Here is a 17,262-nt window from a genome sequence, read left to right as displayed (position 1 = left end):
CCTCATCAGTGTCCCGGAGGCAGGCGGAGCACGTACCCGACGCCGCGCAGGGTGTGGATCAGCCGGGGATCGGCGTTGTCGATCTTCCTGCGGAGCACCGAGACGTAGGACTCGACGATCCCGACGTCCCCTCGGAAGTCGTAGTCCCACACGTGGTCCAGGATCTGCGCCTTCGACAGCACCCGTCCCGCGTTGACCATGAAGTAGCGCAGCAGCTTGAACTCCGTCGGCGACAGCGAGACCGGCTTGCCCCCGCGCCACACCTCGTGGCTCTCCTCGTCGAGCTCGATGTCGGCGAAGGTGAGCCGGGGCGGCCTGGCGAACAGGTCCCCCGCCCCCGTACGGCGCAGCACCGCCCTGATGCGTGCCACGACCTCCTCAAGGCTGAACGGCTTGGTCACGTAGTCGTCCCCGCCCGCCGTCAGCCCACGGATCTTGTCCTCCGTGGCGTCGCGAGCGGTCAGGAAGAGCACGGGCGTGTCGCTGCCGCCGCCGCGCAACCGCCGTACGACGTCGAAGCCGTCCATGTCGGGAAGCATGACGTCGAGCACGATGAGGTCGGGACGATAGCGCTGAACCGCGGCGACGGCCTCGGTTCCGCTGCCCGCCGTGTTCACCCCGAATCCGGCGAACCGCAGGCTGGCGGCCAGCAGTTCGAGGATGTTGGGCTCGTCCTCGACGATCAGGAGGCGAGCCTCGGGAGAATCGGTCACGGGTTTATCTTCACTCGCCCACATGAAAAAGGAGTTAATTGGTCAATACTGAGGTTAACCCCACGATGTGCCTGGCGATCGCCAGACTGGAGGTCGCGGCCGGTGAGGGGGCGTTTCTCACCAGCGCCACCCGGCCGTGCACGTCGATGGCGAAGTCGTCCAGCATGCTTCCGTCACCGGCCACAGCCTGGGCCCGTACGCCGCCGGTCGTCCTGACCAGGTCGGAGCCGGTCAGCTCGGGGACGTAGCGGCGCGCCGCCGTCAGGAACGAGCCCTTGAGCATCGAGCCGGTCACCTCCCGGACCCCGGTGCGCCAGTGGCGGGCGGCCAGTTTCCTGGTGCCCTTCCAGGTCAGGATCCTGCGCAGGTCGGTGAGATCGATGTCACGCCAGGAGTAGCCCTCAAGCGCCAGCGCCATGACCGCGTTGGGGCCGACCAGCACCTCACCGTCGATCCTGCGGGTCAGGTGCACGCCCAGGAAGGGGTAGCGGGGGTCGGGAACCGGATAGATCAGGCCCCTGACCAGGTCCTTCGAGGCCCCGGCCAGCGCGTAGTACTCACCGCGGAAGGGCACGATCCGCACGTTCCCTGTCGCCTTCGCCATCCTGGCGACGTTGTCGGTGCCGAGCCCCGCGCAGACGACCAGACGGTCGAAGGCGAGCCTGCGCCGTCCCGCGATCACCTCGACGCCCCGGGCGGTCTCCCGCAGCGCGCGCACCGGGTGGGACAGCAGCACCGAGCCGCCCGTCTCCTCCACGTCCTTGGCCAGGCGACGGGCGACCGCGGGGAAGTCGGCGATGGCGGTGCGCGGGGAGTGCACCGCGGCCACCCCGACGGCGTGCGGTTCGATCTCGCGCAGCCCGAGCGCGTCCAGCTCGGCGATTCCGGGGACCCCGTTCTCCCGGGCCCGTTCGGCGATGGCGTTCAGCCCGGCGCGTTCCGAGGGGGTCGAGGCGATCACGAGCTTGCCGACCTCGTCGTAGGCGATGGCGTGCTCGGCGCAGTACTCCCTGAGCAGGGCCATCCCGTCCCGGCAGAGCCTGGCCTTGAGCGAGCCCGGCTTGTAGTAGATGCCGGCGTGGACCACTCCGCTGTTGTGGCCGGTCTGGTGCGCCCCGACGCGGTCCTCCTTGTCGAGGACGGTCACCGTGGCCCCGTGAGTCAGCGCCAGCTCCCTGGCGACGGCCAGGCCAACGATCCCCGCACCGACGACCCCGACCTTCACGTCCCTACCTCCCTGATCGCCGCCGGAACGCCCATGTGCGAAAGCTAGCGCCATCCCTCTCCTGACGTGAAGGACTTACCGCGCCTTATTGGGCCTTGTTGGGGATCGTAACCATACGTTCGCGGCGTTCCACGTGGGGCACCGCGACCCGCGCGTCCCTCAGTGGGAGGCCACGATGATCGCTGTAGCATTTTCCCCGCTCAGCGCCTGATCCCCCCGGCCAGGTGCCCTTCGGATCGGGGGAGAACAGATGGAAAGACCGCGTTCCCGGGCGTGCCTGAGTGCCGCCCTCCTCTGCGTGACCACGTGGACCTGTGCGACCGCCTGGGCCGCCGTCGGTGTCCTTCCGGCCTCAGCGGCCCCGGCTCCCATCCCGACCCCGGCCTCGGCCTCGGCCTCGGCCTCGGCCTCAGTCTTGGACTTGCCTCCGGCTCCGGTTCCGGGACCGGGTTCGGTGACTCCGGTCCCGACCTCGGAATCGGATCCGGACTCGGGAGGCCCGGCTTCAGCCCCGGCCCTGGAGTCGGCTCCCGCGTGCAAGCTGGTCAACGGTGGGTTCGAGGAGCCCGGCAGCCTGCACGGGCAGGGCAACCTGCGCTCCGGTCTGCCCGGGTGGAGCACCTCGGCCGGTGACGGTCTCATCGAGATCTGGGGTCCGGACGTGCCCGCCGTACGGCCCGACACGGGCAGGCAGTTCGCCGAGGTCAACGGTACGGCGACCGCCACGCTCTCCCAGGACGTCAGGACCGTGCCCGGCGCGACGCTGACCTGGCACCTCGCGCACCGGGGACGTTCCGCGGGCGAGGACGTCCTCCAGCTCAGGATCGGCGGGGTCACCCAGGTCCCCATGGGCCAGAACACCTCGGACATAGCCGACGACAACGCGGGATGGGGCCACTACACGGGCAAGTACTCGGTCCCGCCGGGCCAGACCGTCACCCGGTTCGAGTTCGTCTCCATCTCCACGGCCGGCGACCAGCCCGACCAGGGCAATCTTCTCGACTCGGTGGAGATCTCGTGCGAGCCCCCGTGCGTGCGGAACCTGCCGCCGACCTCGCCCTATCTGCTGCTGACCGGCCCGGCGAACAGCGAACTGACCGGTGACCTCTCCTCCTCCGATCCGGATGGCGGCGAGATCACCTACCTCCTGGACGGCGCCGCGAGCCCCCATGTGTCGATCACCTCGGAGGGCCGGGTGACGCTCAGGCCGACGGCCCCGGCGATCTGGGAGGTGCCGGTCAAGGCCTGTGACCGGGACGGTTCGTGCGCGAAGGGCCGGATCGTCGCGGTCATCTCCGCCCCGGCCACCCCCGCCGTCTCCGCTCCGGCCGTCTCCACTCCCGCCTCCACGACCTCGACCACCCCGGCCACCGCTGGCACCATCACGACTCCGGCCTCCACGGCCCCGGCCGCTTCGGCCCCCGAGACCACCGGCGATCCAGCCGAGCGCGCTGAGACCACCGAGACCACCGGAATCACCCAGGCCGCCACCGCTGACACCGTCACGACCCCGGCCACGCTCGCCGTACCCCCCGCCGGGGGGTGATCTATGGTCGGCCGGGTCAACGCATCCGGCCGACCATCGCCCGCAGCCTGCGCACGTCCCGTAGCCGTGCCTCGTAGGTCGCGCCGACCACCACGAGCAGCAGTCCGCCCAACGCCATCGGCACCCAGCGCGGCACGGTCACCATGGCCCGCGCGATCCACGGCGAGAGTTCGTGCAGGACGACGACGGCCAGAGTGAGGCCGCCGAGCAGCGCGGGAGCCTGCAGCCGTGCCCGCGCCCCGACCAGCAGAACGACCAGGCAGACCGTGCCGAGCAGCAGCGGCCTGACCCATCCCGTCCCGTTGAGCGTCGCGACCGCGCTGGGCAGCAGGCTTGAGCCGAGGGCCGGGCCGTACGAGAGCCAGGAGGAACGGGCCCTCCCACGCGCCCGCCACCAGCCGAACCCCAGCAGGACCAGCGAGAACGGCACCGTGTAGGCCTCGACCACCGTGATGTCCGAGGCCAGCAGCCGCAGCCAGGAGGCCGTGAGCAGCAGGGCCGTCCCCACGTATCCCGCCTGGCGGCGGTCGGGACGCAGCGCCGTACCGGTCATCATCACCCCGGCGACGGCGCAGGCCAGTGAGGCCGCCGCGAGGCCGTCGGCGGCGAGCGCCAGACCGGCCAGGGCCAGGGCGTATCCGGCCGCCTCCGTCCCGGCCGCGAACGTCTCCTTTCTGAAACGGCCCGCGACGGCCGCCGCGACACAGGCCACGGCGAGCACGCCGAACGCCGCCGTCCGCGTGGGCCAGCCGAGCGCCAGGCCCACGGCCAGCGCCTGCGCCCCGGCGAGCAGCGTCGCCGTACAGGCACCCCCGGCCCGCACCCACCGTTCCCGCCCGAGGAACGCGGTCGCCGCCGCGACCAGCGCCACGACCGGCAGCGTGACCAGCGTGGCGGTCTGCGCGACAAGTGACCAGGAGAGCGCCAGCGACGCCGTCCACAGCCCGGTCACCGCGCCGAACCTCCACCCGGTACGGCCACGCGCCGCCGCCCACGCCGCGGGCCCCAGCCCCACGACGAACAGCCCGACCTCCACCGGGTACGGCAGGCCGACCGAGAGCGGCAGCGTCGCCAGGAGCACCGGCAGTGCGACCAGGGCCGCCTTGGACGCCGTCCCGCGCCCCGCCACCTGCCAGGAGACCGTGACCGCCGTGACCGTGAGCAGGGCCGCGACCACGACGAGGATCGGAAGGTGGTCCGGCAGGAACCGCTGCCCCGTCCACGGGAAGAACAACGGGCGGTAGAAGCCGACGATCCCGGCGAGGGGAACGGCGATCGACGACGCCGCGCACGCGCCGAGCGTCGCCCCCAGCCCCAGCCCGACCCCCCACCTGGGGTCACGCCGGACCACCGGACTCCCGCCCTTGGGCTCCTCCTTGGCGCCGTCCTCCTCGGAGTCGGAAGGCGCCTCCTCGACGGCTTCCGAAGTGGCGGTCTCCGGGATGACAGTCTCCGGAGTGACGGCCGTGCCGTACACCAGGCAGGCGGCCACCGCGAGCACGGAGCCGACCGCCAGGGCGAGCGCGAGACCCTCGGGCGCCGGCTGCCGGCCTGTTCCCACCGCGACCGCCCAGATCAGGCCGGTCGCCGCGAGCACCGCCATGGCCAGCGCGACGGCCCGTACCCCCGGCTCCCGCCCCGCGACCGTCGCCACGGCCCACGCCACCAGCGCCACGGCCAGCGCGCCGTACGTCTCGGTCCGCCCGGCGAGCGCGGTGACGACACCGATCAGCGTCACCGGTACGGCGACCGCCGCGAGAGCCCGCGCCCACCACGCCCCGCCCGTCAGGGTCATGCGGGCCACGAGCGCCACGGCCAGGGCCGACGGGACGACGAGGGCGGCCGAACGGCCGAGCGCGAAGGCGCCGGGAACGGCGAGCACGGCGGCCGCACCCGTCACCACAGCGCACAGGCCCAGCGACCGCCGGGTGTTCTCCCCGCGAGAACCGGTGGTCGGCCACCGCACGGCCGCGACCGCCAGGGCCGTGGCCAGCAGGGCGGGAACGACCGCGGCGGAGGCGAGCGGCCCGGCCCACCCGTCGTCGAGGACGGCGGGCCACGCCCACACCCGCTCCAGCAGCCTGAACGGCATGAGCACCTCGGAGGCGACCCAGGGCACGACGGGCAGGGCCGTGAGCCCTGCCACGGCCCCCGCGGAGACGGCTCCGGCCCGGCGGATCCGCGCGTTCAGGCCCGGCAGGTACAGCGCGACCGCGACGGCCACGAGCGCCCCCAGGGTGTACGGCACGCCCCGCCACCCGGAGGGCAGCGACGGCCAGACCGGGGCGGCCAGGCCCGCTGTCAGCGCGAGAGCCGACCCGGCGGTGAGGAATCCGAGCGCGACCCGCCCGGCCCGTCCGGCGACGGCGAGGCCGAGGGCGGCCAGGGCGACGAGCAGCACGCCCCTGACCAGGGCGGTGACCGGTCCCCCACCGGTGAACTCCAGCACCGAGTCCAGGAACCCGTAGAGCACGCCCAGCGTCCACGTCACCCAGAAACAGACCCTGGCCGTCGCCCACCCGTTCCTGGTCTTTCCCTCCGGCGTCCTGAGCAGCAGCAGGAGGGCGGCGTCGAGTGCGGCGTCCGCCGCCAGGGAGGCGGTGAACCACGGCGCCGTCGTGTCGAACGCGAGCAGCGGCAGGGGGATCTGGGCGAACACGACGGCCACGGGGAACGGCAGCCGCAGCGGCAGCAGCCGGGAGTATCCCGCCATGGACAGCGCGACCAGTCCGACCAGCGCGGCGGCGTAGTGGCGCGCCTCCGGGCCGTCCGCGCCGAACAGCCCCGCCTGCCGGGCCGCGTAGCCGTCCAGCAGGAGCAGCGCGACGCCGAACATCGCGATCGTCTCCGCGGTCGCGTCCAGCTTTCTGCTCGTGAGGAGCCTCGGCGCGGCGAGGGTGAGGGCGGTGACCCCTGCCAGGATGGCGGCTCGTCCGCCGATGCCGATGTGTCCCCAGCTGACCACGGTGAACACCACGGCCGCGACGATCAGCAGCAGCCCGCCGAGGGTGAGCAGCAGGTTCTGCACCGCCTTGGGAGAGAAGTCCCTGCGGGGCGCGACCTCCCCTGTGAACCCCGCCGGAACCGAGGGCCCCACCGGAATCCCGGGTCCCACCGGAGCCACAGGACGGGCGCTCTCCGCGCGCAGCAGGGTGAGCAGGTGGTTCCTGCGGGCCAGCAGGGTCATCTGCCTGGCCCGCAGTCCGGCCAGCTCCACGTCGAGCCGCCACAGTTCGGCCGCCGCGGGCCCTTTCAGCGTCAGCGCGCAGCGCGGGCAGCGCTCGAAGGCTCCCGTGACGGGCAGGCCGCACCCGGGGCAGCCGGGCCTTGTCTGGTCGTGCATGACACGAAGGATGCCTAGCCCAGGTTGCGAACCGCTTGCGGAGCCGTACTCAATCTCGTTTAGGTATTTATCGGACGCGGCGCGCGATGAAGGTGATCAGGCCGGTCGCGCCGGCCGCCGCCGCCAGCCAGAGCGCCACGGCGGTGCCCGGCACCCCCGCCTCACGGTCGTCGGCCTCCCGCGCGTCGGCCACGAGCTTGGTCGAGTCGTCCTTCGATCCCTCAGCCCCCGCGGCCTGACCGGTCGGGGTCGGCGCCGGGGAGGGCGCGGTCTCCCGCAGGACGCGTTCGGGCAGCGGCACCCGGTAGACGGGGCTGTTCCTGCCCTCGCTGCCGGTCAGCACCGCCTTGCCGTCCGGCGTGTAGGTGATCGACTCGGCCTGTTCGAGCTGTGGCATCGACAGCCGGGAGATCTGGTCCCCCGACGGGCGGTACACGGTCGCCGAGAAGTAGGTGCGGATCACGTAGCTCGACCCGTCGGGCGCGTAGGCGGCGTCGGTGGCCATGATGGGGGCGGAGCCGACCTTGCGCAGCACGTTGGTCCTGTCGGCGCGCAGCCGCTTCGGCGCCGCGTAGACCGCCCCGACGAACGCCTTGCTCACCACGTACAGGCGGCCGGTGACCGGATTGACCATGATCCCTTCCGCGTTGTGGCCGCCGTCCTCGTACTTGAACCGGTAGCGCGTCGCGGGAATCACCGCGTCGCGCATCGTGGTCGGCTCGGGGACCCGGTACACCGAGACGTCGGGCCACGCCCCGTCGAAGTTGTCGCCGATGTCGGCGAACCAGAGCACCCCCCGCCCGGTCTTCGGGTCCTTGGAGGCCGCCATCGCCTCCCAGTCGCGGGCCGACCCTCCCTGGAGGGTGAACTTCGCCCTGGTGCGCCCGTCCGCGCCGACCGCGAAGAAGATCGGCCCGTCGGAGCTGTCGTTGTGGGTGTAGTAGATGTCCGGGTGCGTCGGCGAGACGGCCAGCCCGCTCGACTCGGTGATCCGGCTGTCCTTGAAGGTGAACAGCCGGTGCCCCTCCTCGTCCGTGTCCGCCGCCGCGAGTCCCGGTGCCAGCGTCGCCCCGGCCAGTACGGCGGCGGCCAGCACGCGAATCACGACATACCCCGGTCTACTCCCCATCCCGCCATCATGCCCTGTGGGGCACCGGATCGGGGGGAGACACGGATCAAGGTCTCGCCTGGAGCGCACTCCAGGTGCCTAGGGTGGACATATGGAATACACGCAGCTTGGCCGTACCGGCCTGAAGGTCAGCCGCCTCTGCCTGGGCACCATGAACTTCGGTCCCCTGACCTCGGAGGAAGACTCCTTCGCGATCATGGATCACGCCCACGAGCTGGGTGTCAACTTCTTCGACACAGCCAACGTCTACGGCTGGAAGCAGGGCGAGGGCATCACCGAGAACATCATCGGCCGGTGGTTCGCCCAGGGAGGCGGCCGTCGTGAGAAGACGGTCATCGCCACCAAGCTCTACGGCTCGATGGGCGACTGGCCCAACGAGAACCTGCTCTCCGCGCTGAACATCCGCCGTGCGGCCGAGGCGTCGCTGAAGCGGCTCCAGACCGACTACATCGACGTCTACCAGGCTCACCACATCGACAGGAACACCCCCTTCGAGGAGTTCTGGGAGGCGATGGACGTCCTGAAGCAGCAGGGCAAGATCCTGTATGTCGGGTCGTCCAACTTCGCGGGCTGGCACATCGCCAAGGCCCAGGAGTCCGCCGCCCGCCGTAACACGCTCGGTCTCGTCTCCGAGCAGTCGCACTACAACCTGATCGTCCGCGCCCCCGAGCTTGAGGTCATCCCCGCGTGCGAGGACTACGGCCTGGGCCTGATCCCGTGGAGCCCGCTGGCGGGCGGCCTGCTCGGCGGCATCCTCAAGAAGATCGACAAGGGACGGTCCGCGTCGGAGCGCATGGTCGAGGAGCTGAACAAGCACCGCGCCAAGATCGAGCGCTACGAGGCGTTCTGCGAGGAGCTCGGCGAGGACCCGGCCAACGTCGGCCTGGCCTGGCTGCTCCACCAGAAGGTCGTCACCGCCCCGATCATCGGCCCGCGCACCCACGAGCAGCTCGACGGCACCACGAGGGCCCTGGAGATCAACCTCGACGACAAGGCCCTGGCCACCCTCAACGAGATCTTCCCCGGCCACAAGACGGCCCCTGAGGACTACGCCTGGTAGAAACCACCTCACCCCGGGCGAGGGGGCCCTCCCCCTCCCCCGGCGGCCGGCCTGCTGTCTACGAGCCGACCACGGCGTCAGGCCACGGCATCAGGTGACGAGGGCGCCGATCACCACGAGGAGCACGAGCAGGGCGAGCACCACGGGCAGGAGCCAGCGACGGGGACGGTCCACGCTCTGGAGCTTAGCTCCGCCCGTCGGGTGCCGGAGCCGCCAGGGCGTACTCGGCGATCGGCTCATAGCGGACCGCGGGCCCGGGATGGCCTCTGACCAAGCCCGGGATTCCCGTGGAGAGGGCGGCGAAGCGCGGCGGGAGGTCGAGCCCCGGAGTGCCGGAAGGATCACCGGTCCGGGATCCCTTGACGTTCGCGACTGGTCAGGTATGTTCCAGACAGGAAAGTTTCCTAAATAAAGCCTGGCCAGGCTCCCTTTTCGGAACCCCGGAGGCTCTCGCCTTGCGCACCGCAATGATCTCCACGCCGAAGCGGATCGCCCTCGCTCTCGCGGCCGCCGTCGCCGCGGCCACCCTGGCCGGCGTCACGCCGGCGCACGCGCAGATGCTCTGCCACGTGCAGCAGGACACGTGGGTCTACTCGGCCCCCGGACGAACGGCCCTCTACCTGGTCCCCGCGGGCGGAGGCTTCTACCTGGACTACTGGTGGAACGCCGGCGGCTGGGCCGCCGGTCACGGCGTCGGCCAGGCGGACGGCTTCATTCAGGGCCTGAGCTGTTAGTCATGGAGGGCTCAGCACTCCTTTCCCAGGGGTGCTGAGCCGGGCACGCGGGGACCTCAGGAGACCGGGGTCCCGAGCACCGCGAGCACCGCGGGCAGGAGCCGGCGCTCAGCTCCGCTCACCGGGTGCCGGAGATGCCAGGGCGTACTCCGCGAGTGTCTCGTAGCGGACCGGGGATCCCAGGTGGCTTCTCACCAGGTGCACGGTGCCCACCTCCCACGGGGTTCCGGCGAAGGGTCCGAGTGCCTCGACCAGGTCGCTCACGTCGGTCTCCGCGCGTGTCCTGGCCATGGTCAGGTGCGCTCTGAAGCGCTTGCGGTCGTCGACCCGTACGGCTCCCGCCCGCCGCGCCCCCGCCGTCACGGAGTCGGCCAGGCGGGTGAGCGGGAGGTGGGCGCCGGACAGTCCGGACCAGAGGATCCTGGCCCGGCGGACAGAGGGAAAGGCGCCCGCGCCGGTCAGCGCCAGCGTCATCGACGCGTGGCGCGAGGCGGCGCGGGCGAGCCTCGTCTCCAGCTCCGGCAGCACCTCCGGCAGCACCTCCGGCGGCACCTCGCCCAGGAACGCCAGGGTCAGGTGCCAGTTGGCGGGGTCGACCCAGCGCAGCTCGGGCCACGCCCCCCGGAGGGGACGCAGCGCGCGGGCCAGTTCGTCACACGCCCGCCGGGGCGGCAGCACCCCCACGAACAACCGCACGGGACCTCCTGCCGATCGCCTTGGTCAGCATTATCGCCGCGCCGACACCGAGCATCGTGAGGACCCCGCCGACCGCGACGCCCATGCGGGGGCCGCCCAGTTCGGCGATCCAGCCGAGCACGGGGGCGCCGATCGGGGCGCCGCCGGTGAACACCAGCACGTAGATGCCCATCACCCGGCCGCGCATCTCGGGAGAGGCCGCGAGCTGCACGCTGGTGTTCGCGGTCGTGTTGACCGAGATCAGCGCCACGCCCGCGGGGACGAGCAGGAGCAGGTAGAGCGGGTACCACGGGGCCAGTCCGGTGACGACCTGGAACAGGCCGAACGACAGCGCGCCGCCGATCAGCAGCTTCCTGCTCGGCCGTACGCGCCGGGCCGCCATGAGGGCGCCGACGAGCGCGCCGACGGCGAACATGCTGGAGGCCAGTCCGAACGACGAGGCACCGGCGCCGAAGACCTCGCGGGCCATCAGCGCTATCGACATCGAGAACGACTGCGCGCACAGCGAGACGAACCCGACGAGCAGGATGGGCAGCAGCAGGTCAGGGCGTTCCATGACGTAGCGCAGCCCCTCGCGGAGCTGTCCCTTGGCCCTGGCCACCGGTTCCGGCGTGGTCAGCTCCGAGGTCCGCATCAGCGCCAGTCCGCCGAGCACGGCGAGGAAGGACAGGGCGTTGAGCACGAAGATCGGGCCGGTGCCGCCGAGCGCGTAGATCAGCACACCCGCGAGGGCGGGGCCGACCACGCGGGCCAGGTTGAAGCTGGAGGCGTTCAGCGCGATGGCGTTCGGCAGGTCCTTGCGGCCGACCATCTCGACCACGAACGACTGCCTGGTGGGCACCTCGACGCACAGCACGAGCCCGAGCGCGAAGGCCATCACGTAGACGTGCCACTCCCGGGCGTTCCCCGTCAGGGTCAGCACGCCCAGCGTGAGCGCGAGCAGACCCATGATCGACTGGGCGGCGATCAGCACCGGCCGCTTCGGGTAGCGGTCGGCGATCATCCCGCCCCACAGCCCGAACAGCAGCTGCGGCAGGAACTGCAGGGCGGTGGTCACGCCGAGCGCGGTGGCGCTGCCCTTCGTCAGGTCCAGGATCAGCCAGTCCTGCGCGGTGCGCTGCATCCAGCCGCCGACGTTGGAGACCACGCCGCCCATGGCGAAGAGCCGGTAGTTGTAGATGCTCAGTGAGCGGAACATCCCGCCCCGCGTCTCGGGAACCTCCTGCGCGGAGCCGGTCTCGACGGCCTGCACCTCGCTGGCCGCCGCCGCCCGCGCGATCCGCCCGCGCCTGGCCCGCGTGCTGAGCTTCCGCACGGGTACGGCGAGCACCCCGACGAGGCGCCTGCGGGGAGAGGGCCTGGAGACCGTCCCGGCGGCCTTTTCCTGAGCGGTCTCAGCGGTGGCCTCGGGGGCCGCCGCGGGGGCTGCCTCGGCGTCCTGCCGGACGGCCGAGGCCCTGGGTTCCTCGGGGTCGCCTAGTTCCGGCTGAGCTTCTCCAGAATCGGAGCCGCCTGCCTGAGCACGGCCCTCTCCTCCGGCGACAGCTCCTTCAGCCGCTGCGTCAGCCACGCCTCCTTGCGGCGGCGTTCCTCCCTCAACAGGGCCGAGCCCCGCTCGGTCACGCTCACGCTCACCTGCCGCCGGTCGGACGGGTGCGGTGTGCGTGACACCAGCCCCCGCTCTTCCAGCGCGGCGATCACGCGCGTCATCGAGGGCGGTTGCACCTTCTCGTGCTCGGCCAACTCGCCGGGGGTTATCCCGGAATGCCGTTCCACCGCGACGAGCGTCGCGACCTGGGTGGGGGTCAACGAGTGTCCCCCTGCCTGCCTGCGAAGGCGTCTGTTCAAGCGTGCCAGCGACACGCGCAGTGCCGAAGCCAGACCGGCGTCGCTGCGCAGGCTCGCGACGGGGTCCTTCCTGGGAGGGTTCGTTAGCATAAGTCATTACCTTTGCTAACTATATACCCGCTCATGTGATTCCCTCCGCGCGAACTTTTCTCGATGTGAGCCGTACAGCGTGCCAGGTCGCCCCACGGCCCCCGGCCTCACCTCGCGATGCCACACCACGCGATCTTTCGAACACGAAGCGTGATAGGGAAGAGGTGTCGCGACCGGGGACCGCACCCGTGAACGACCGCCGGCGTTCCCGACGTCGACCACGGGGGCGGAGCCCATCACGATATCCCGGCCGACCCGAGGTCCTTTTTCCGGAGAGCGGAAACGCATGGACGAAAGCCGGAGGCCAGGGCCGCCCCGCGACCCGATCGGCGGCCCTGGAGCGTGTGTGCGGTCACACGAACGACGTGGGCGGCTTCACGGCGACGAGCGCCGTGGTCAGACCGGGCCTGCGACGGCGGCGCCGAGCTGGAGGACCGTCACGTCCACCTGGCCGTGGCCGTCCTTCCATCCCGCGACCACCGAGCAGCCGCCCTCCTCGAGGAGAGGACCGAGAGGGGCGTCGGAGCCCAGGTAGGTCAGGCCCTCTGCCTCGGCCACGTCGCAACAGCCCAGGCTGAGGTGGGCGCGCAACCGGGGGTCGGCCACGGCGTCGAGGGCCGGGGTCCACGTCTCGTCGGCGTTGCCCTCGAAGGGGATCAGACTTCCGGGGCCGTCGCCGATGCCGGTCGCGACCCGCATCGCGTCCAGGAGCGAGCCGTCCGAGGCGATCCTGGCGTAGCAGACGTGCCAGTTCTCCGCCAGGATCGGGTCGGCGAGGTCGAGGTCGTGACGCCACAGCACCGGCGCCAGGTCGGCGCCCCGGACGACGTCGGGGGCGAGGCAGGCCTGTGCCAGGTCCGCGGCGAAGGCGTCGGACAGGCCGTGACTGGAGAACTGGAAGAGCGAACGGCCCGCGTCGAAGCGCAGGGGCGGCTCCCCCATGTCGTACAGGTAGAGGTCTCCGACCTCGATCGGCTCGCCTCCGGACAGGACCGCCGGGTTCAGCCAGATCGGGTCCCTGTCGATGCGTGTCTCGTGGAAGAAGTGCCCGTGGTAGTAGGCGGCGTACTCGGCACCGCGGTCGTACCCGGCGAGCGGACGGCCGAGAAGGGCCCCGAAGGCGGCGGACAACGACGCCTTCCAGGACACGGCGCCACCGGTGACAGAGGTGTAGCGGGTCATGCCTTGAACTCCTGGGGGGAAACTACGCCGGCCGATGGTCAGGTGGACGGCAGAGCGCCAAGCTTGCAGGCCTTTCGACTCTTGTATGGCAGATTCGCATGGTCTCATGGAGCGGACAGCCGTACGACATGAGAATTCACCGCATGTTCCCGCACGTGCCCCACGGTGGCCGGGTACCGCCGCGCCCGGCGGGGTAGCCCCGCGCCGCGACCCCGGGCCGGAGGGGACGGGGTCGTGCCTCCCGTCGGCGCCCCGAGGGGCCCTGGCCGAGGATGCTTTGCCTGGGGGAAGGGCTCGTCGCCTACGCTGGAGCCGTGAACCACCCTCGCCCGCAGGACCTGCGACCGCTGCGGACCAACGACACGACCACGATCCTCGTGGGGACCGTCCTGTGGGCGGTCGCCCTGGTCGTGCTCCTGGTCGTACGGCCCGCCCCCGAGCAGCAGTGGTGGATGTGGACCTGCGTGTCCGGCATCTGCGGCGGCGTCTTCGGTCTGTGGTTCGTACGGCGCCGCGACCGGCGGGCCTCCAGGGAGTCCCGGGAGGAGGACGAACCCGCCCCTCTCCCCTGAACGACCCTGAGCGGCCCTGAGCGGCCCTGAGCGACTCCGGACGACCGGCCGGAAAAGGGTCAGGTCGAGGCGGTCCAGCTGTCGAGGTCGGCCTCGGCCAGCAGCAGCGGGACCGCGGCCGGGTCGCGGAGCAGGGCCGCCACCGCGAGCCGGTCACCCCACTGGCCGGACGCCCACGCCAGCCCGCGTGCCAGGCCCTCGACCCCCGAGGCGTGCACGGTGCCCTCGTGGAAGCGCCAGGTGGCGGCGACCCCGTCCACGAGCAGCTTCTCGTGCTCCATGTAGGTCGTCGGCGCGGTGGGCAGCAGTGACCGCACGGCGGCGGGCACCTCGCGGACCGCGCCCTCCGAGGTCACCTCCCCGGCGGCCTCCTCCCCGGCCAGCGGCAGGTCGAGCAGCTCGGACAGCGCCTCGGCCAGGTCGAACGGCGCCAGCACCAACGGCCGGTCGGCCACCAGGGGCAGCAGGTCGGGCGCCTCGACGACCACCGGCTCCCCCGCCGCCGTATCCGATCCGGATCCGGACGACAGCAGGTGACCGTCCTCGACGTCGGCGACGACGATCTCCCCGTCCAGTACGGCCCGCACCGCCCGAGGCGGGGCGACGCGAACCGGGTCGACCCCCGCCAGCGCCACCCACAGGGCACGGAGCTGGACCCGGTCCACCTCGACGGAGGGGTCGCCGAGCAGTTCGAGCAGCTCGTCGGGACCGCCGTGCGAGGCCAGCAGGTCGGTCAGGGTCGTCCGGACGCCGATCATGGACAGCGCCGCCTCGTCCACCACCGCCGGGGCGTCGCCGTACAGGCCGAACAGCAGCGGGTCGGCGTTGGGCAGCCGCAGCTGGGTGGGACGGCGCCCGCCGAGGACCGGGTGGGTGGACAGCCACCACGCCGTGTAGGACGGCACCTCGACGACCTCGCCGGCGACCAGCAGCCGCAGCGGGTTCAGTACGGCGCGCAGCGGCGGGCGGGACAGCAGGGCCAGCGCGGAGGGCCAGTCGGCGACGTACTCCAGGTCGCGGACCGCGGAGAACTCCCTGGCGACCGGCGGCACGTCCACCTCGGGCAGCAGGTCGAGCACGGCTTCGAGCCACTCGTCCTCACGGTCCAGGTCGTGGTCGCAGTCGTCGGGATCGATCATCACGTCGGTGTCGTTGACCACGGCGAAGCCGTCGAGCACTCCGGCCGCGGCCAGGACCCGCGGGCCGTACCGGTCGACGAGTTCGGGGGCGGCCGTGCCGAAGTGGGTCTCCTGGTCGAGCAGCCCGGCCAGCGAGCCGTCGGCCAGCAGCAGCTCACCGGCGGGGTACAGCTCGCCGTCGGTGCCGCGCAGCGCCAGGTTGGACAGCCAGGGGGCCTCACCGGCGACCAGCCCGGCCGCGTCGACCAGGGCGAGCACCGCCTGGGCGACCGGCTCGGCGTCCGCGCTGTCCAGGGACTCGGCGACGGCCGTACGGGTCAGCGGGTCCTCAAGGACCGTCCTCGGCGTGGCCTCGGCGGCGCCGAGGCGCAGCAGCAGCGGGTGGGCGGCGTCCGGGTGGACGACGCGCAGCCCGAGGGGGGCGAGCACGGCCGGGTCGAGGGAGGAACCCTCGGTCAGCAGCAGCGTGCCGCGCGGCCCCCTGACCAGGCGGCCGTCGGCCAGCGGCACCGGCAGCGCGCCGAGCGCCTCGGGGTCGTCGGCGGGCAGGACCTCGTACAGCGACCGCCACCAGGACGGCTCCCGGTCGGCGACGACGTCGCCGGACAGCATGTCCACCACGTCGGCCAGCTCGACCCGCCGTACCCCGAGGGAGGTGATCGCCGGGTGCCTGGACGGCCATCCAGCGGGCAGCAGGCCGGGGACCATGGGGGCGACCTTGCGCAGCAGCTCGCCGGGGGCGGAGACCACGGACGCCTGCCGCCCGGTCACGATCCACTCCTCACCCGCGTCCTGCTGGTTCTCCGCGTCGGCGGGCGGAGAGAGGGCGGGCAGCAGCGCGGCGTCGGGCAGCCTGCGCAGGATGGCCCTGCGGATGTGGGCGTCCAGCTCGCCCTTGCCCATCAGACCGGGGACGAGGTCGAGCAGCTTGGAGGTACGGGCGAGGCCGGACAGCAGTTCGACGTAGGCGTCGGCGGCGCGCTCGACCAGGAAGTCCGTCAGCGGCCCCATGGCCACGTGCCGCCGGTCGGTGGCCATCGGGAACGAGGCGATCAGCAGCGCGGGCAGGTCGAGCGGCTCGTCGCTCGGCGTCGGCGCGTGCACGACGGGCGGCACCCGGGCGGGCAGCGGCCTGGGCTCCTCCTGCCCCGTCGCCGTGCCGACGACCGGAACCGCCCAGCGGACCAGCCAGTACGGCCTGGCCCGCTCCTCGGTCGGCCGGTCGGCGAACAGTTCCGCGGCCTCCTCGGGGGAGAACCGTCCCGAGGCGGAGACCACCTTCCAGCCGTCGGGCAGGATCGTCCGCGTCTCGCCCTCAAGGTCGATCTCGATGGACTCAAGGGCGGGCAGGCCGAGCAGCAGCGCGGCGCTGGTCTCCTGGAGCATGCGGCGCACGGCGTCGACGGCGGTCTTGTCGCGCAGCGGCAGCCGGACGAGGGTGTCGAAGCCGCCGGGCACCTCGATCGGCCCCGCGGGGAAGGGCAGGCGCAGCAGCGGCACGTGCCCGCCGCGCTCGGCGAACTCCTTGGAGAGGGCGACCTCCGCGGCCACGAGCACGGCGGTCTGGTCACGGGACCAGCGCACGACGCCGGAGCCGAGTGAGCCGATCACCGGCTCGTCGCAGACGGAGACCACGGCCGCGAAACCGACGCCGAACCGCCCGGCGGCGCCGGAGTCGTCACGCTTGTTGGAGACGCGCAGCGTGGACAGGCTCTCGATCCCGGCGGCGTCGACCGGGGCACCGGTGTTGGCGGCCGAGAGCACTCCCTCGCGCAGTGAGAGGCGCAGCCGTCCGGGCACCCCGGCGCGCAGCGCCGCGTCGGCGGCGTTCTGGGCGAGCTCGACGATCAGCCGGTCCCGGTAACCGCCGAGCGCGAAGTCCTCCTCCGCGTTGGCGTCCTCGCGGAACCTCGCGGGCGAGGCGGTCCAGGCCGCGAGTACGGCGGAGCGCATTCGGTCGGTGCCGAAGATGTCAGTCACAGCGA

General features: G+C 72.1%; 14 protein-coding genes. 4 read left to right on the top strand and 10 right to left on the bottom strand.

The window, feature by feature from the left end; translation table 11 throughout:
- Positions 1-5 precede the first annotated feature (5 nt).
- Both ACFYY8_RS07280 and lhgO read right to left on the bottom strand, forming a co-directional pair.
- The gene (locus tag ACFYY8_RS07280; protein WP_352014289.1) at positions 6-713 is read right to left on the bottom strand and encodes a response regulator transcription factor; all 708 of its coding nucleotides are present in this window, start codon (positions 711-713) and stop codon (positions 6-8) included.
- Between the two features lie 34 nt (positions 714-747).
- Positions 748-1,938 (bottom strand): L-2-hydroxyglutarate oxidase, encoded by a 1,191-nt coding sequence (lhgO, locus tag ACFYY8_RS07275; RefSeq protein WP_390038104.1) that lies wholly within the window; start codon positions 1,936-1,938, stop codon positions 748-750.
- A gap of 454 nt (positions 1,939-2,392) precedes the next feature.
- On the opposite strand from lhgO, the gene ACFYY8_RS07270 reads away from it, so the two are divergent.
- Positions 2,393-3,484 (top strand): hypothetical protein, encoded by a 1,092-nt coding sequence (locus ACFYY8_RS07270; protein ID WP_390038102.1) that lies wholly within the window; start codon positions 2,393-2,395, stop codon positions 3,482-3,484.
- 16 nt (positions 3,485-3,500) lie between these two features.
- Here the strand turns inward: ACFYY8_RS07270 and ACFYY8_RS07265 are convergent, their stop codons facing one another.
- Both ACFYY8_RS07265 and ACFYY8_RS07260 read right to left on the bottom strand, forming a co-directional pair.
- Entirely contained in the window at positions 3,501-6,827 is a 3,327-nt protein-coding gene (locus ACFYY8_RS07265; RefSeq protein WP_390038100.1) for an SCO7613 C-terminal domain-containing membrane protein, read from the bottom strand.
- A 67-nt stretch (positions 6,828-6,894) separates the two neighbouring features.
- Complete coding sequence (locus tag ACFYY8_RS07260) at positions 6,895-7,956, bottom strand: hypothetical protein (RefSeq protein ID WP_390038098.1); 1,062 nt, start codon at positions 7,954-7,956, stop codon at positions 6,895-6,897.
- A 91-nt stretch (positions 7,957-8,047) separates the two neighbouring features.
- On the opposite strand from ACFYY8_RS07260, the gene ACFYY8_RS07255 reads away from it, so the two are divergent.
- Positions 8,048-9,016, top strand: coding sequence for an aldo/keto reductase (locus ACFYY8_RS07255; RefSeq protein WP_390038096.1), 969 nt, complete (start codon positions 8,048-8,050; stop codon positions 9,014-9,016).
- Between the two features lie 90 nt (positions 9,017-9,106).
- Here the strand turns inward: ACFYY8_RS07255 and ACFYY8_RS07250 are convergent, their stop codons facing one another.
- Positions 9,107-9,256, bottom strand: a complete 150-nt coding sequence (locus ACFYY8_RS07250) for a hypothetical protein (RefSeq protein WP_390038095.1) — start codon at positions 9,254-9,256, stop codon at positions 9,107-9,109.
- Positions 9,257-9,471: 215 nt separating this feature from the next.
- On the opposite strand from ACFYY8_RS07250, the gene ACFYY8_RS07245 reads away from it, so the two are divergent.
- Positions 9,472-9,750 (top strand): hypothetical protein, encoded by a 279-nt coding sequence (locus tag ACFYY8_RS07245; protein ID WP_390038093.1) that lies wholly within the window; start codon positions 9,472-9,474, stop codon positions 9,748-9,750.
- 108 nt (positions 9,751-9,858) lie between these two features.
- On the opposite strand, the gene thpR is transcribed toward ACFYY8_RS07245, so the two are convergent.
- The 4 genes from thpR to ACFYY8_RS07225 form a co-directional block, all read right to left on the bottom strand.
- A complete protein-coding gene (thpR, locus tag ACFYY8_RS07240) occupies positions 9,859-10,446 on the bottom strand; it encodes an RNA 2',3'-cyclic phosphodiesterase (protein WP_390038091.1) in 588 nt (195 codons plus the stop codon).
- Positions 10,403-12,016 carry an MFS transporter gene (locus tag ACFYY8_RS07235; protein WP_390038089.1) on the bottom strand — a complete coding sequence of 538 codons (1,614 nt, stop codon included), beginning with the start codon at positions 12,014-12,016 and terminating at the stop codon, positions 10,403-10,405. Before ACFYY8_RS07235 ends, thpR begins: the two co-directional genes overlap by 44 nt.
- A complete protein-coding gene (locus ACFYY8_RS07230) occupies positions 11,923-12,384 on the bottom strand; it encodes a MarR family transcriptional regulator (protein ID WP_352014301.1) in 462 nt (153 codons plus the stop codon). Before ACFYY8_RS07230 ends, ACFYY8_RS07235 begins: the two co-directional genes overlap by 94 nt.
- Positions 12,385-12,780: 396 nt before the next feature.
- Positions 12,781-13,566, bottom strand: a complete 786-nt coding sequence (locus ACFYY8_RS07225; protein ID WP_390038086.1) for a hypothetical protein — start codon at positions 13,564-13,566, stop codon at positions 12,781-12,783.
- Positions 13,567-13,880: 314 nt separating this feature from the next.
- Between ACFYY8_RS07225 and ACFYY8_RS07220 the strand changes: the two genes are divergently transcribed.
- Positions 13,881-14,138: a DUF2530 domain-containing protein gene (locus ACFYY8_RS07220; protein ID WP_390038084.1), complete on the top strand. Its 258-nt coding sequence runs from the start codon at positions 13,881-13,883 to the stop codon at positions 14,136-14,138.
- Between the two features lie 59 nt (positions 14,139-14,197).
- On the opposite strand, the gene ACFYY8_RS07215 is transcribed toward ACFYY8_RS07220, so the two are convergent.
- Positions 14,198-17,257, bottom strand: a complete 3,060-nt coding sequence (locus ACFYY8_RS07215) for a sacsin N-terminal ATP-binding-like domain-containing protein (RefSeq protein WP_390038082.1) — start codon at positions 17,255-17,257, stop codon at positions 14,198-14,200.
- Positions 17,258-17,262 lie beyond the last annotated feature (5 nt).

Source organism: Streptosporangium sp. NPDC001559 (assembly GCF_042893955.1).
GTDB lineage: Bacteria > Actinomycetota > Actinomycetes > Streptosporangiales > Streptosporangiaceae > Streptosporangium.
The sequence above is the reverse complement of the archived record's forward strand: the minus strand, read 5'-3'. Positions and strand labels throughout refer to the sequence as shown.

Bases quoted from the DNA above. Each gene is read 5' to 3' on its own strand.
- ACFYY8_RS07265 (WP_390038100.1), bottom strand. From the start codon at position 6,827: ATGCACGACCAGACAAGGCCCGGCTGCCCCGGGTGCGGCCTGCCCGTC.
- ACFYY8_RS07260 (WP_390038098.1), bottom strand. From the start codon at position 7,956: ATGGGGAGTAGACCGGGGTATGTCGTGATTCGCGTGCTGGCCGCCGCC.
- ACFYY8_RS07255 (WP_390038096.1), top strand. From the start codon at position 8,048: ATGGAATACACGCAGCTTGGCCGTACCGGCCTGAAGGTCAGCCGCCTC.
- ACFYY8_RS07250 (WP_390038095.1), bottom strand. From the start codon at position 9,256: ATGAGCCGATCGCCGAGTACGCCCTGGCGGCTCCGGCACCCGACGGGC.
- ACFYY8_RS07230 (WP_352014301.1), bottom strand. From the start codon at position 12,384: ATGCTAACGAACCCTCCCAGGAAGGACCCCGTCGCGAGCCTGCGCAGC.
- ACFYY8_RS07225 (WP_390038086.1), bottom strand. From the start codon at position 13,566: ATGACCCGCTACACCTCTGTCACCGGTGGCGCCGTGTCCTGGAAGGCG.